The sequence below is a fragment of the Psychroserpens mesophilus genome, assembly GCF_050617655.1.
Lineage (GTDB): Bacteria > Bacteroidota > Bacteroidia > Flavobacteriales > Flavobacteriaceae > Psychroserpens > Psychroserpens mesophilus_A.
Genome location: NZ_JBODQC010000006.1, coordinates 161771 through 176215 on the forward strand (window position 1 = coordinate 161771; position 14445 = coordinate 176215).

General features: G+C 32.4%; 17 protein-coding genes and 1 tRNA gene. 13 read left to right on the top strand and 5 right to left on the bottom strand.

Annotation, left to right across the window (positions count from 1 at the left end):
* Window positions 1–7 precede the first annotated feature (7 nt).
* From ACRHNM_RS11970 to ACRHNM_RS12005, 8 genes are all read left to right on the top strand, one after another.
* On the top strand, window positions 8–862 hold the full coding sequence (locus ACRHNM_RS11970) for a universal stress protein (protein WP_431136872.1): 855 nt from the start codon (window positions 8–10) through the stop codon (window positions 860–862).
* Between the two features lie 154 nt (window positions 863–1016).
* A complete protein-coding gene (locus ACRHNM_RS11975; protein ID WP_431136874.1) occupies window positions 1017–1856 on the top strand; it encodes an ATP cone domain-containing protein in 840 nt (279 codons plus the stop codon).
* Between the two features lie 13 nt (window positions 1857–1869).
* A complete protein-coding gene (locus ACRHNM_RS11980) occupies window positions 1870–3243 on the top strand; it encodes an MBL fold metallo-hydrolase RNA specificity domain-containing protein (protein WP_431136876.1) in 1374 nt (457 codons plus the stop codon).
* 104 nt (window positions 3244–3347) lie between these two features.
* Window positions 3348–3800 (top strand): Hsp20/alpha crystallin family protein, encoded by a 453-nt coding sequence (locus ACRHNM_RS11985; protein WP_431136878.1) that lies wholly within the window; start codon window positions 3348–3350, stop codon window positions 3798–3800.
* Between the two features lie 65 nt (window positions 3801–3865).
* Window positions 3866–4315, top strand: a complete 450-nt coding sequence (locus ACRHNM_RS11990; protein WP_431136880.1) for a hypothetical protein — start codon at window positions 3866–3868, stop codon at window positions 4313–4315.
* Window positions 4316–4331: 16 nt separating this feature from the next.
* Complete coding sequence (locus ACRHNM_RS11995; protein WP_431136882.1) at window positions 4332–5000, top strand: hypothetical protein; 669 nt, start codon at window positions 4332–4334, stop codon at window positions 4998–5000.
* A gap of 88 nt (window positions 5001–5088) precedes the next feature.
* Window positions 5089–5502, top strand: a complete 414-nt coding sequence (locus ACRHNM_RS12000) for a DUF2452 domain-containing protein (RefSeq protein ID WP_431136884.1) — start codon at window positions 5089–5091, stop codon at window positions 5500–5502.
* Window positions 5499–5912, top strand: coding sequence for a hypothetical protein (locus tag ACRHNM_RS12005; protein WP_431136886.1), 414 nt, complete (start codon window positions 5499–5501; stop codon window positions 5910–5912). The genes ACRHNM_RS12000 and ACRHNM_RS12005 overlap by 4 nt, the downstream gene beginning before the upstream one ends.
* 117 nt (window positions 5913–6029) lie before the next feature.
* Here ACRHNM_RS12005 and ACRHNM_RS12010 read toward each other — a convergent pair whose 3' ends face one another.
* Entirely contained in the window at window positions 6030–6215 is a 186-nt protein-coding gene (locus tag ACRHNM_RS12010; protein WP_431136887.1) for a hypothetical protein, read from the bottom strand.
* Between the two features lie 172 nt (window positions 6216–6387).
* Between ACRHNM_RS12010 and ACRHNM_RS12015 the strand changes: the two genes are divergently transcribed.
* The 4 genes from ACRHNM_RS12015 to ACRHNM_RS12030 all read left to right on the top strand — a co-directional run bounded on the left by ACRHNM_RS12015 (window position 6388) and on the right by ACRHNM_RS12030 (window position 10304).
* Window positions 6388–7167, top strand: a complete 780-nt coding sequence (locus ACRHNM_RS12015) for a DUF3108 domain-containing protein (protein ID WP_431136889.1) — start codon at window positions 6388–6390, stop codon at window positions 7165–7167.
* Window positions 7168–7173: 6 nt separating this feature from the next.
* The gene (locus ACRHNM_RS12020; RefSeq protein WP_431136891.1) at window positions 7174–7515 is read left to right on the top strand and encodes an FUSC family protein; all 342 of its coding nucleotides are present in this window, start codon (window positions 7174–7176) and stop codon (window positions 7513–7515) included.
* Between the two features lie 119 nt (window positions 7516–7634).
* Window positions 7635–8672 carry a M28 family metallopeptidase gene (locus ACRHNM_RS12025; protein ID WP_431136893.1) on the top strand — a complete coding sequence of 346 codons (1038 nt, stop codon included), beginning with the start codon at window positions 7635–7637 and terminating at the stop codon, window positions 8670–8672.
* A 90-nt stretch (window positions 8673–8762) separates the two neighbouring features.
* Window positions 8763–10304 (top strand): M28 family peptidase, encoded by a 1542-nt coding sequence (locus ACRHNM_RS12030; RefSeq protein ID WP_431136895.1) that lies wholly within the window; start codon window positions 8763–8765, stop codon window positions 10302–10304.
* Window positions 10305–10413: 109 nt separating this feature from the next.
* Here ACRHNM_RS12030 and ACRHNM_RS12035 read toward each other — a convergent pair.
* The 4 genes from ACRHNM_RS12035 to ACRHNM_RS12050 form a co-directional block, all read right to left on the bottom strand.
* A tRNA-His gene (locus tag ACRHNM_RS12035) sits at window positions 10414–10489 on the bottom strand.
* Window positions 10490–10623: 134 nt separating this feature from the next.
* Complete coding sequence (gene bshB1, locus ACRHNM_RS12040) at window positions 10624–11340, bottom strand: bacillithiol biosynthesis deacetylase BshB1 (protein WP_431136897.1); 717 nt, start codon at window positions 11338–11340, stop codon at window positions 10624–10626.
* A gap of 43 nt (window positions 11341–11383) precedes the next feature.
* Window positions 11384–12274, bottom strand: coding sequence for a 23S rRNA (adenine(1618)-N(6))-methyltransferase RlmF (gene rlmF, locus ACRHNM_RS12045; RefSeq protein ID WP_431136899.1), 891 nt, complete (start codon window positions 12272–12274; stop codon window positions 11384–11386).
* Window positions 12267–13433: a trans-sulfuration enzyme family protein gene (locus ACRHNM_RS12050; protein ID WP_431136902.1), complete on the bottom strand. Its 1167-nt coding sequence runs from the start codon at window positions 13431–13433 to the stop codon at window positions 12267–12269. Before ACRHNM_RS12050 ends, rlmF begins: the two co-directional genes overlap by 8 nt.
* 343 nt (window positions 13434–13776) lie before the next feature.
* On the opposite strand from ACRHNM_RS12050, the gene ACRHNM_RS12055 reads away from it, so the two are divergent.
* Window positions 13777–14445 carry an HAD family hydrolase gene (locus ACRHNM_RS12055; protein ID WP_431136903.1) on the top strand — a complete coding sequence of 223 codons (669 nt, stop codon included), beginning with the start codon at window positions 13777–13779 and terminating at the stop codon, window positions 14443–14445.

Consider the following 14445-nt stretch of genomic DNA (forward strand, 5'->3'; position numbering starts at 1 on the left):
CATCCTCATGAAACATCATATTTTACTGCCAACTGATTTTTCTGCAAATTCTATAAAGGCTATACATTATGCCAGAGAGTTGTATAAAAACAATCGTTGTAATTTTTACATCCTCAATGTGTTTTCTGCCACAAGCAATATTTTAGATAGCCTACTTAATATCGAACCTGGAAGTAAACTGTATGAAACTGCAAAGTCTGACTCAGAAAACGGTTTGGCTAAGGTTTACGATTATATTAACATGAGTGATCAGGACAATCCAAAGCACCATTTTGAAGTGATTTCAATCTTTAACAATGTGATAGATGCCATCACACAAGTTGTAGAACAAAAAGACATTGAAATGATTGTAATGGGAACAAAAGGAGAAACGCAATCTAAAATAAAAGCCTTTGGTAGTACTGCACGTTATGTTATGGAAAAAGTTCGCAATTGTCCTGTAATTGTAGTCCCCAAAAACGCAAAAACTGAATTACCTAAAGAAATTGTATTTCCTACAAGTTATAAAACACATTACAAAAGAAGAGAATTAAACAACCTAACCTCTATTGCTAAAAAGTGTGATGCCACTGTTATTGTGCTCCATGTCTGTGAAGAAAAAGCGTTAGACGATGCTCAAAAAGAAAACAAACACTTGCTTGAAAGCATTTTAGAAGGTATCAACTATAAATTTCATGAGTTATCACATCATTCTGTAATAACAGCAGTAAACCTATTTGTTGAAAGCAGATCGAGTGATATGGTTGCATTTATTAATAAAAAACATACTTTTTTGGAAAGCATGTTTACAAATACCATGGTAAAAGATATTTCATTTCACTCAAAAGTCCCAATCTTAACCATGCATGATTTAAGAAACTAATATAGATATATTAAAATACGACACTTTGACAATCAACTCTAAACTTTGATAAGAAACTTCTTTTCGTTGAATTAAATTTCGACAATTTTATTAGTTAGTGAAGTGAAACTGCCATTGTCTTTTTTGATTTTGGCAGTTTTTTTAAGAAGAAACTATGAATATTACAGATATAGAAATCAGAAAATCATCTGGTGAAAAGGCAAAATTTTCATTAGATAAGTTACGTGCATCATTAAAACGTACAGGAGCAGACAAACAAACAATTGATCAAATTATAAATACGGTTCGCGATGAGTTATATCAAGGCATATCAACTAAAGAAATTTACAACAGAGCTTTTGCCTTACTCAAAAAGAAACAAAGTTATTTAGCTTCAAAATATAAGCTAAAAAAAGCCATTTACGAGCTAGGACCTACTGGTTTCCCTTTTGAACGCTTTGTGAGTGCTATTTTAAATTATTCAGGTTATACCACTAAAGTAGGAGAAATTTTGCAAGGTGAATGTGTGACACATGAGATTGATGTTATTGCTCAAAAAAACAATGAAACCACTATGATAGAATGTAAATTTCATAGTGAACAAGGCCTTAATTGTAATGTCAAAATTCCATTGTATATCAATTCACGCTACAAAGATGTTAAAGATCATTGGGAAACCAATCCTAAAAAAGAAACGATACTCACTAAAGGCTGGTTGGTAACCAACACAAGATTTACTGAAGACGCTCTACAATATGGCAATTGCTGTGGTCTTTTCTTATTAAGTTGGGATAATCCTAAAGGCAATGGCTTAAAAGACAGAATTGACCGATTGGGTCTCTATCCAATAACAGTATCAACACTCATGACCAATAGAGAAAAACAATTTTTATTAAGTAGAAATATCGTGTTATGCCGAGAGCTGATAAACGATGTTTTCTATTTGGATCATTTAGGCGTTTCTGAAATAAGAAAAGAAAAAATAATCAATGAAATTTCACAACTATGTGGCTAAACATATAATTATTATGGAAAAATTTGTAAAAATCACCTTTTTAGGAGCAGCTGGTGTGGTTACTGGTTCAAAATTTCTAATTGAAACTTCAGAAAAAAATATTCTGATTGATTGCGGCATGTTTCAAGGTTTAAAAGAACTTCGAGAATTAAACTGGAACGATTTACCCATTGATGTTAATGCAATTGATATTGTATTACTAACTCATGGTCATTTAGATCATGTTGGCTATCTGCCACGTTTAAGAAAACAAGGGTTTAAAGGACCAATTACAGGAACCGCTCCAACACTGGCAATTGCTGAGATTATCTTAAAAGATAGTGCTAAAATACACGAAGAAGAGGCCGAAAAAGCCAATAAGGAAAAATATACAAAACACAATCCAGCACTACCTTTCTACACTATTGATGATGCTGAAAAAACAATCCAGCTATTTAAAGTAGAAATCGAAGATAAATGGATAACACTTTCTGAACATATCTCCTATCGCTTTCAATACAATGGTCATATTATTGGTGCTACTTTCATAGAAATAGATATTAATGGTAAACGTTTTGTGTTTTCTGGAGATATTGGTAGAACTAATGATTACTTATTAAAGGATCCTAAAACACCTGAATGGGCTGATGTTTTATTTATTGAAAGCACCTACGGAAACAAACTACACCCTGAAGAAAACGTTGAAAATATTTTAACCGAAATAATTACAGACACAATTCATAAAAAAGGGAATCTTATCATTCCTAGTTTTGCTGTCGAACGACTCCAGACACTGATGTACATCTTATGGCAGCTTTATAAGAAGAATAAAATTCCAAACATTCCAATTTTTATAGATAGTCCAATGGGAAACAATGTTCTGGAAGTCTTTAAACATTTTCCAAAATGGCACAAATTATCTGGTCAGGATTATCAAGCTATGTGCAACCATGTACATATTATTCAATCTTATAAAGAAACCTGGGAAACCATTGATGATACACGATCTAAAATTGTGATTGCTGGTAGTGGAATGGTTACAGGTGGACGTGTACTAACGTATTTACAGCAACTCATAGATGAACCTTCTACTACAGTATTATTAGTTGGTTATCAAGCTGAAGGCACTCGTGGAAGACAACTACAAGATGGCGCACACGAAATACGCTTTTTTGGAAAGTATTATCCTGTAAAAGCAACCATAAAAAATATTGATAGCCTGTCTGCTCATGCCGACCAACAAGATTTGATAAATTGGATGAGCACGATTAAAAATGTACCAGAGCAAATTTATTTAATTCATGGAGAACCCAGTACATTAGATGCCTTTAGAGTAAAAATTCAAAATACATTTAATTGGACTGTCAAGATTCCTAAATTAAACGATGTTGAAAAGTTTATGATTTGAGACCCTCAAAATATGAGTTTAACTGATCAATATCATTGCAAAAAACGAACACTGTTACTACATTAGTTTATGAAATTAAGTTTAACTCTAAAATCAAAAATGTTATGTCACTTATTAAATTTAACAACAGAAACAGATTGTTTCCTTCTTGGAACAATGAAAGCTTAAAATCTTTTTTAGGTACTGACGATTTTTTTAACAACGATTTCTATGATGAAGATAGCTTAATGCCTGCTATGAATGTCAGCGAAAACGAAAATGATTTTGAAATTGAATTTGCAGCACCAGGATTTTCTAAAAAAGACTTCGAAGTAACCATAGATGACAACGTCCTAAATGTTAGTGGTGAAAAGAAACAAGAAGAAGAGAAAAACGAAAAAGGGTACACACGTAAAGAGTTCAGTTACAATTCTTTCAGAAGATCATTAAGCTTACCAAAATCTGTACTTACAGATCAAGATGTCAAAGCAACCTACGAAAATGGCATTTTAAAGCTAAATCTTCAAAAGAAAAATGATGCTAAAGAAACATCAAAAAAAGTAATTGAAATTCTTTAATATTTGCGAAAGCAGATTGTAGTTTGAGGGACTACTTTCTGCTTTCATTATAAAAAAATTAAATCATGAAAACAACAAAAACATACGCACATTATGTAGAATGGCTAAGTGCTGATCAAATGCATGAAGCTTCAAAAGAATGGCTTTCTGAATTAAAATTTATACGTGATGAACATCTCTTTTTCGAAGATCTCATCACCGCGTTTACATCTCCATTAATTGCTTCTGGAAAATTTTCAGATATACAGGAAATTATAGATGCTATTTATAAATCACAAAAACAAAATAATGTATTGATTGAAGCCGTAAAAATTCATGAAAATGAACTTCAAATAATGGTAGACGGAATTAATCAATTAGAAGAAGAAAAGGCATACACCAAAGAGCACAGTACCTTAATCACTACCATTACTAATTTTTTAAAAGCATATAAATCTCTTAAATCACAGCTCTTTACCATCATAACAAATATTAAAAAAGAGGATAAGCAGAAGCACCTAATCGATAAAAAATAACTCAATTAAAATTATCATGAAAAAAAGTTCCCTTTTATTATTACTTACTGTTTTTATGGTTAATTGTTCTTCAACGCAGTTAGTTGAAAGATGGAAAAACCCGGACATTGATAGCTACGAGCCTTATAAAATTCTTGTTGTAGGATTAACTTCAGACCAAGATGCAAGATTTCAATTTGAAAATAAACTCAAAAAAGAACTAGAGTCGAGAGGCTCTGAAGCGATCATGAGTTTAGATGTGTTAAAGACCGATATAATGGATTCAGAAGATTTAGATACTCTGGAACATGAACTTCTGCAAGAAGGTTATGATACTATACTGCTTACTAAAATTGTTGGTGTTGAAGACAAAGTGTCCTATTCTGAAGACTACAAAGGCTTTAGTGAAACCTTTCGGGAGTTTAAAGAGGAATACTTAAAACATCAGGATGTATACAGTAATCCTGACTATTACAATGAATATAAAGTATATAAGGCAGAAACCTCTATGTATTGTATTTGTCCGACTAAAGACAGAGAACTCATATGGAAAGGCTACATCAATATTACAGATCCTCAATCGCAATCTGTTGAAAAAACTGTGACAGATTTTGTACGATTAGTTATTGTTGTATTAGAAGAAGAACAACTTATTAGACCAATACAAATTAAAAATCAGAATACAACTTCAGAAACCGTTCAATAGCAAATTTGTTTAAACTTAATGCTTAAAATAATCTCCTTAGTTTTCAACTAAAAGCAACATACAGTATCTTTGCTAAAAAAGACAACACATGTCTAAAGAAAAAAAACCTGATCAGGTAGTGTTTGATGAAGCTTCTCAAAGCTATGATGCAGCATTAAAACCATATGCGACTAATGTTGGTGCTCCTGCTATTGAAATTACAGATACGACAACCTGGAAAAACAAAAATATTTATAAAGCCAACAAGCAAATTCAGGCCAAATATCTGGAGCTTAAAGCAGAGTACGAAAAAATGATGCATGAGCTTGAGTACAATAACCTGGTTTATAATGCTCGTTTTAATTTTGAACCCATCATAGGCGAAACTTATCACTTATATAAAGATAAAAACAATGAGCCTTTTTTATCTATAATAGCACCTAACGATTGTAATTTTAATTATGTGGGCAGCTTTTACCTCAACAGTGAACAACTCTGGAAAAAATCGGAAGCCAAACAATGAGATTAGATCTAATAAGAATTATTATTGACTTTGGTTTAGTCGTTTTAATTTGGATGATTCAGATTATTGTGTATCCCAGTTTTAAATACTACTCCAATAACGGACTTATAAAATGGCATAAAAAATACACATTTCGTCTTGCTTTAATTGTGATTCCTTTAATGTGTTTCCAACTTTTTATCTATGCCTTTCAAACACTTAAACTTCACAACGCATATCCTATTTTAGGATTAACCATAGTGGTTTTAATATGGTTTTATACTTTTTGGCAATTTGTTCCACTGCATAACAAAATTCAAAGCGATACACATTCGGTAGAGACGCTATCTGATTTAACGCGTAAAAATTGGTTTCGCACTTTATTATGGACAATCCTCTTTATATTGAGTGTATTAGAATTTGCAACTTAATATAAGTTCAATACAAATCAACTGTCACGATCTATTTTATTGTAAGTACGAATCACAATAACAGCCCAAATTACGACGCAAATTGAAACCACAATTGAAAACCAAAAAACGATATCGTTAGCGTCCATTTGTGATTTGTTTTATAAAAATAACAACACCTAAAAGTGTTGGAGCCCAAAGTCCAATAAATATTGCGTGAAGTTGATCACCAGTCAGGAATAGATACTCAGCAACTAAAATAATTATAGCACAAAGTACCAGCATAAAGGCATTTGAAGGTCCTAATTTTTTAAAAACATTCATTCGTTGAGGGTTAGTTTAAGATACTAAGTTAACAAAATTAACCTACATCTTCTTTTTTTAGATACAAGTTCATACATAATAGTCAGGAATACAAATTTCCATATCTAAAATTTCAGTATTACATTTGACACAATAAATGTTTAATAAAACGTTATCAAACAAAATCGAACTTATGAGACACTTTTTACTAATCCTTTCGCTTTTAGCTACTATCCTTATTAGTGCTCAAAACACATCTGTAGGAACCAATGAAAAACTTGTGTTTAGTGCTTCATACAACATGTCTGGTTTGCTTACTGAACTCGCACAAGTGATTATGGAAACTAGTGAAGTTAAGACATCTTCCTCTACACTACTAAAATTAAAATGTACTGCAGCAACCTATAATAAATGGGATAGTTTTTTTAAGATACGTGATTTATATGAAAGCTATGTAAGTCCGAAAACCTTAACACCATACTTATATAAACGAGATATCAGTGAAGGTGGTTATGAAAAATTTATGCAGTATAAATTTAAACACAAAACGAATACTATTGAGAGTATCAAACGTAAAAAAAGACGTGATGGAACAACGTGGGAAGAGAAAAGTAATATTAGAATAGGACCATCAACCAAAGACCTTATAACGACGATTTACTCCATTAGAAATCTTGATATTCACAAAGCAAATCCTGGAGATAATCAAGTGTTCAAAATTGTTTTTGATAATGAAGAGTTTTCTATCAATATTAAATACCTCAGCAAAGAAACAATAAGCACTAATATTGGAAGAAAAGAATGTTACAAATTGGCGATTTCAGTTAACAACAGTGCTGTTCTAAAAGGAAATAACGACAATCTTCTTTGGTTAACTGCTGATGCTAATAAAATTCCTGTATATGCAAAATTTAAAATAGCCGTTGGTAGTGGTGAACTTAAAATTAAATCAGCCACAGGATTAAAAAACTAAATCATTATGAAAAAATTAGTTGTTATATTAGGATTTATTACTGCCATTTTAGCTGTGTTTTTGGCTGTTACGCCTTTGTCTAAAATTGCATACATACCAGGTATTGCTGCATTATTTTTCGGAATTATAGCGCTGTATTTGTCTAAGCAAAATCAGAGTTCTAAAAAATCGATTCAACTTATTTTTTTATTGACAATCATCGCATTGTCTGTTACCACTTACAAATCTGTTTTCAATACGGTTGAAGTTGGTAACACTGAAGAATTGATAGAGAAAGAAAATGAGTCTGAAGAAGAGGCTATTGAAGAACTTGAAGGACTTGAAATTGAAGAGATAGATATCGAATAATGTTATTTTTAAATTAAACGCGATTAAAACTTCTATAATATCTTTTTTTTTATTTTATTTGATTGAAAATTAGAGCACTATATTCAAGGCATAATTTTTAATTAACTGAAATCCAATCCATGAAAGCCCTCATCGTTGCAACTGCATTAACCCTCGTTGGTTCTTGCGCTACATTAAGTCATTCAGAAAAACTTCAAAACATAAAAGACAGTATCGTTTTTACAGATGCGAACACCATTAACAACTATGCAAACACAATTACTTCTGAAGAACTAAGTGCACACGTTTATAAGTTCTCTTCTGATGAATTCCAAGGACGTAAAGCTGGTGAACCTGGACATCATAAAGCCGCAAATTATTTAAAAAGGTTTTACATAAAAGAAGGGATAACATCACCTTTAGGCACTAACAATTACTATCAAAATGTTCCTGAATCCTTTTTTAATAATGGAATAAAAAGCTCTCCAAATGTAATTGCCTACATTAAAGGCTCTGAATATCCTGATGAAATTTTAATCATTTCTGGTCATTCAGATCATGAAGGTTATACTGAAGATGAAATATACAATGGTGCTGATGATAACGGATCAGGTACAGCAGCAATACTCGAAATGGCTCAAGCATTTAAAAAAGCAGAAAATGACGGTTTTGCTCCTAAACGTAGTATCGTATTTTTGCACCTTACCGGAGAAGAAGTTGACTTAACGGGTTCAAGATATTATACACAACATCCTGTATTTCCTCTACACAATACCATTGCAAATCTTAATATAGATATGATTGGTCGCATAGATGACGCTCACGAAGACAATCCTAACTACATTTACATAATTGGCTCAGACCGCTTAAGCACAGAGTTACATTATATTTCTGAATCTGCCAATGACCATTTTACAAAACTGGAATTAGACTATCGTTTAAATAGTGATAGTGACCCAAACCAATATTACAGTCGTTCAGACCACTATAATTTTGCACAACATGGTGTGCCTGTGATTTTTTATTTTAATGGCACACATGATGATTATCATGAACCTACAGATACTGCCGAAAAAATAAACTACCTTTTATTGCAAAAACGCACGAAACTTATTTTTACTACAGCTTGGTACATTGCAAATAACGAAAAACGTATTGAAGTTGATCTAGATTCATAACGTTGTTAAATTTTGTTAAAGATAGATTAATATGAAAATCTAACCTGTTAGATTTTTGTATTATCGCGTTTTAAAACACTAAAAACAACTATGAAAAAAAATGTATTCCTAGCAGCACTGGGTCTTCTGGCTTTTGCCTGTACCAAAAAACCAGCTGATCCTACTGTTTATGCTAACACAATTACTTCAGAAGAACTCAAGGTATTACTCTACAAATACGCTTCAGATGAATTTGAAGGTCGTGAAACAGGCGAACCAGGTCATGATATGGCAACCAGTTATCTTCAGGATAAATACATCAGTATGGATGTTGCTTCTCCTTATGGAACTGATGATTACTTGCAAGAAGTCCCTTTAGAGCGTCAAAAAATACCTGAAGTTCAGCTCACTGTAAACGGAATTAAAGCAACTATTTTTGATGATTTTATTCCTTCTCAAAATGTAAATGTTCCATCATTAAACACAAATCAAATCGTATACGCTGGCTATGGAATTGATGCCGAAAACTACTCAGATTATAGTAACCTGGATGTTAAAGATAAAATTGTAATCATCAAATCTGGAGAGCCACTAAATGCAGATAGTACCTATGTAACATCTGGCACTAAGGAAAAATCACAATGGACTTCTGGTAGAAGAGCCAGAAATTTAAAGATTGATACCGCTGAAAAACTTGGTGCTCGAGCTGTTTTTATCATGGATCCTTCAGCTCATAGCTATTATGCAAAATACTACTCCAAATTAATTGAAACAGAATATGAAGGAAGAATTTCTTCTGTTAGTAGTGATGATGAAACTTTCAGCTTTATTATTAGTGAAGCATTAGCTCAACAATTAGTTAAGGATATAAATACCAATGATACGCCACAAACACTAGATGTAAAGATTGAATTATCTATTAAAAAGAATGCTGATCAATTCAATTCTCATAATGTTGTGGCCTTTATTCAAGGAGAAGAAAAACCTGAAGAGGTTATAGTGATATCAGCACATCTTGATCATTTAGGCATCGAAGATGGAGACATTAGTAATGGTGCTGATGATGACGGTTCTGGAACTGTTGCTATGTTAGAAATTGCTCAGGCATTTAAAGCTGCAATTAAAGATGGTTATACTCCAAAGCGTTCTATCTTATTCCTGCATTTAACTGCTGAAGAAAAAGGGCTTCAAGGATCTAAATATTACACAGATGTCAACCCGATTTTCCCTTTAGAAAACACTGTTGCAAATCTCAATATTGACATGATTGGTCGTGTTGATCAATATCATGAAGACGACAGAAATTATGTCTATATTATTGGCTCTGATATGCTAAGTACTGAACTTTACGATATTAATGAAACTGTAAACGAAAAATACACCAATATTAATTTAGATTATAGATACAGTAATAAAACAGATCCTAACCGCTATTATTACAGGTCTGATCATTACAACTTTGCTAAACATAACATTCCTGTTACTTTTTACTATAATGGTACACATGACGATTATCACAAAGCAACCGATACTCCTGATAAAATTGAATACGACTTACTTGAGAAAAGAACTCGTCTTGTTTTTTATACTGCATGGGAACTTGTAAACAGAGAAAATAGAATTGTGGTTGATAAAGCCGAAAAAACGAAATAACTCATACAGGTAAACAATAACGCAAAAACGCTACTTAAAAGTAGCGTTTTTTATCTCTAAATCATTTAAACAAAAAAAGCTTCTCATTTCTGAGAAGCTTTGTGATTTTGGGTGGAAGACCGGGTTCGAACCGGCGACTTTCGGTACCACAAACCGACGCTCTAACCAGCTGAGCTACAACCACCATATTTATTTATTATAAGTTTTAGAAAAACTTTATAAAAGGAATGCTCTATTCAGCTGAAACAGAGCCACCATTTAAATTGGATTGCAAAGGTAAATTATTTCGCAGTTACTACAAAGATTTTTTTTAAAATTATTACTTTAAATCAAACAAACTATCTACTGCCACATAACGCTCTACTGTAAAGCCTTCTGCGTACTCCACTCCTATTAAACGTCCCAAATCTCTTGCTCTGTATATTATACTATCTGTAAAATTTTTACTTGATATTGGCGTTTGAGGCGCTTTACTTTCAGGGTCGTAAAACTGTGTTTTGTACGCTAACACAGATGCCATTTTGGTTTCTATAAAACCTGTAACGTCAACTGTTAATTCTGGTTCTAAATTTTTCCATTGTATGTAATGATAGACATGCTTTGGTCGCCATTGTTTTTGTGAGTTGCCATTAAGTTCTGTTTCTATTTTCAATAATCCGCTTAAAAAACAAGCATCACTTACTAATTTACTGCCTTTTCCGTGATCTATATGTCTGTCATCAATGGCATTACATAATACAATATCTGGTTGATATTTACGTATCATTTTAATAACCTTCAATTGATGATTTTTATCATTTAGAAAAAATCCATCAGAAAATGCTAAATTCTCTCTAACAGTAACCCCTAAAATTTTAGCAGCTTCGGTTGCTTCAAGGTCTCTGGTTTGAGCGGTTCCACGAGTTCCTAATTCACCACGAGTTAAATCAATTATACCCACTTTTTTTCCATTGGCAACTTCTTTTGCAATGGTGGCTCCACAACCTAACTCTACATCATCAGGATGCGCTCCAAAGGCTAATATATCTAATTTCATATCTTCTGAATAATTATCTGCAAATTACGAATTCTATAAGACATTACAGATGCCAGTCTTGTTGTTCTTTATCTGTTAAAAATGTCCAAGCCACTACTCTACTAATCTTGTTGCCTAAAGACATTTGCAACACCTTTACAGAGGTAGCTCCCAATTTTTTTAGTGAGGATTGCATGGATGTAACATGTTCCTTTTTAGACACCAGGCTTGTGTACCAAAAACAGTTTGTTTTTAATAAAGAACTTTGGTACAAATAATTATGTAAGAATGCTTTTTCACCTCCAGGATACCAGAGCTCATTGGCTTTACCGCTAAAGTTTCTAATAACTTGATTTGATGATAATCCTAGTCCTTTGAGCTTTTTTTCTGTGTTACCAATAGCTTCATCTTCATTTTTATAAAAAGGTGGATTACAAATAGTTGCAGTTATTTTCTCTGAAGCATGTATAACCCCATTCAAAATGGATTGCAAATTGTTTTGAAATCGCAATTCAATATGGTGATTCAAACGATTCTTTTCTACAATTTGCTTTGCAGTCTCAAGTGCTTTTTTATCAACTTCAGAGCCTATAAAATTCCAGTTGTATACGGCATGTCCCAGAAGTGGATAAATACAAGACGCTCCAGTACCTATATCAAAAACAGTACTATTATTTTGCAACTTTGAAGCTTTTAGTAAATCATTTAGCAAATGAATATATTCAACTCTCCCAGGAATTGGAGGACATAAATTTTCATCAGGAAATTCCCAATAGTTAATACCATAATGTGTTTTTAACAATGCTGTATTCAGAGCCTTTACCGCTTTAGGATTTAAAAAATCTATTGATGTTTTTCCATGGGAATTCTCAAAAGCATATTCTGATAACTGAGGAAAATCAGCTATAAGGACTTTAAAATTATAATCTTTAGAATGTATATTGTTTTTATGCAAATGAATTCGTTTTTGTCTTAGTTAAAGCTTGTTCGATATCATGTTTTAAATCTCTAAATGTTTCAATTCCTACTGAAAACCTAATCAACTGATGACTGATACCTAAAGCATCACGCTCTTCTTGAGTGAGAAGCGCATGAGAGGTTTCAGAAGGCAATAACATCGTACTTTCAACACCCGCTAAACTCATTGATGATTTTATCAAGTTAAGTTGCTTTTGAAACGCGATAGCATCAATCCCTTGAGTTAATTCAAAAGACATCATTGCTCCAAAATCATGCATTTGTGATTTTGCAAGTTGATGTTCAGGATGATGTTTTAAACCTGGATAATTAACTTTAGCAACATCCTGATGATTGTCTAAAAACTTAGCCAGTTTTCTGGCATTTTTGGTTTGCGCTTTAACTCTTAATGCTAAAGTTTTCATGCTACGTTCTAACATCCAAACAGTAAAGTCACTTAAACTGCCACCAAGGTTTTTGCCAACATTCCAAATACGTTTTATATGGTCTTCTGAACCTGCAACTGCACCAGCTAAAATATCACTATGTCCTCCTAAATATTTGGTAGCAGAGTGCATAACGAGGTCAATCCCGAAGTTCATTGGGTTTTGATTTATCGGACTCGCAAATGTATTATCAATAGAAGTTATGATGCTCTTAGATTTTGCCAAATCAGCAACAGCCTTAATATCTGTTATGGTTAATAAAGGGTTTGAAGGTGTTTCAATATGAATCAGTTTTGTGTTGGGTTGAATAGCAGCTTCAAAATCTGATACCTGATAACCATCAGTAAACGTAAATTCAATTCCGTATTTAGGAAATTCTTCCTTAATAAAGTTACTTGTTCCACCATATAAGGTGTTTTGAACAACTAAATGATCTCCTTTTTGAAGAAATGCCAAAAACATATGACTAAGGGCTGCCATTCCACTTCCAAAAATGAGAGCATCTTCAGCATGCTCTAAAGCAGCTATTTTTTTAACCAAATACTCTTGATTTGGTGTATTAAAATATCGAGGGTAACGCTTCACATCTACATTATCAAATTCATATGAAGTTGATAAGTAAATTGGAGAGATTGCTCCTTTAAATTGTTTGTCTTTAATCTCGCCAACATGTGTACAAATCGTATTTAATCCTAATTTTTTCTTTGACATAACCGTATAAATTGTAATCACTAAAATTACAAAAAAGAATGTTTAGAATTTAGTTTTAATTGCATCTTAGAAATTATAGGTTGAACCATTATTAATCAACACATTGACAAGGTTAGCTCTATCCGAAAACTGTTCTACAGAACTCTTACAGTAGCCACACCTATTCATGTATTTATTTGAAGTATTCAAGTTTGACTCTTTTATTTAAAATAATCCAGTTTCAAATTTGATAGTAAATTATGACACTTCATCGAACATTAATGCGCCTTAACAATTGTATTTTAAACGTATTGATAATCAGCACTGTTTTATTTATATTCGTATCAACTAACCAGTAATTTATATGTTTAAAGCTGTATTATTTGACATGGATGGTGTTATTGTTGACACCGAACCGCTTCACCATAGTGCTTATCACCAAATGTTTAATGATGTTAACATCGAAGTTCCCGACGATTTATATGCTTCATTTACAGGACAATCAACTCTTACCATTTGTAAAGAATTAGTAGCTCATTTTAAGTTACCACTCTCTCCACATACACTTGTTGCTATTAAACGTGATCATTTTAAGGTTTTATTTGAAAACGATAAAAGTTTAACTTTAATTGATGGTGTTCTGGATCTTATCAAAGATTATCACAATAACGGAATGACTTTAGTTTTAGCATCTTCTGCTTCTATGGATAATATTAAGCGTATTTTTAAGCGTTTTGATTTAGACCAATATTTTAAAGCTAAGATTAGTGGTGCCGATTTAGAGGCTTCTAAACCTCATCCTGAAATTTTTATTAAAGCGGCTGAATTATCAGAATATAAAAAAGAAGATTGCTTTGTTATTGAAGATTCTACAAACGGAATAGCTGCTGCAAAAGCTGCTCATATTTTTTGTGTCGCTTTTAAGAGTCCGCACTCTGAAGGGCAAGACTATTCTAAAGCTGATACCATTATAGAACGTTTTAGCGAGATTACTTATGCTAAATTAAGTGATTTACTAAGTGCAGCCAATTAA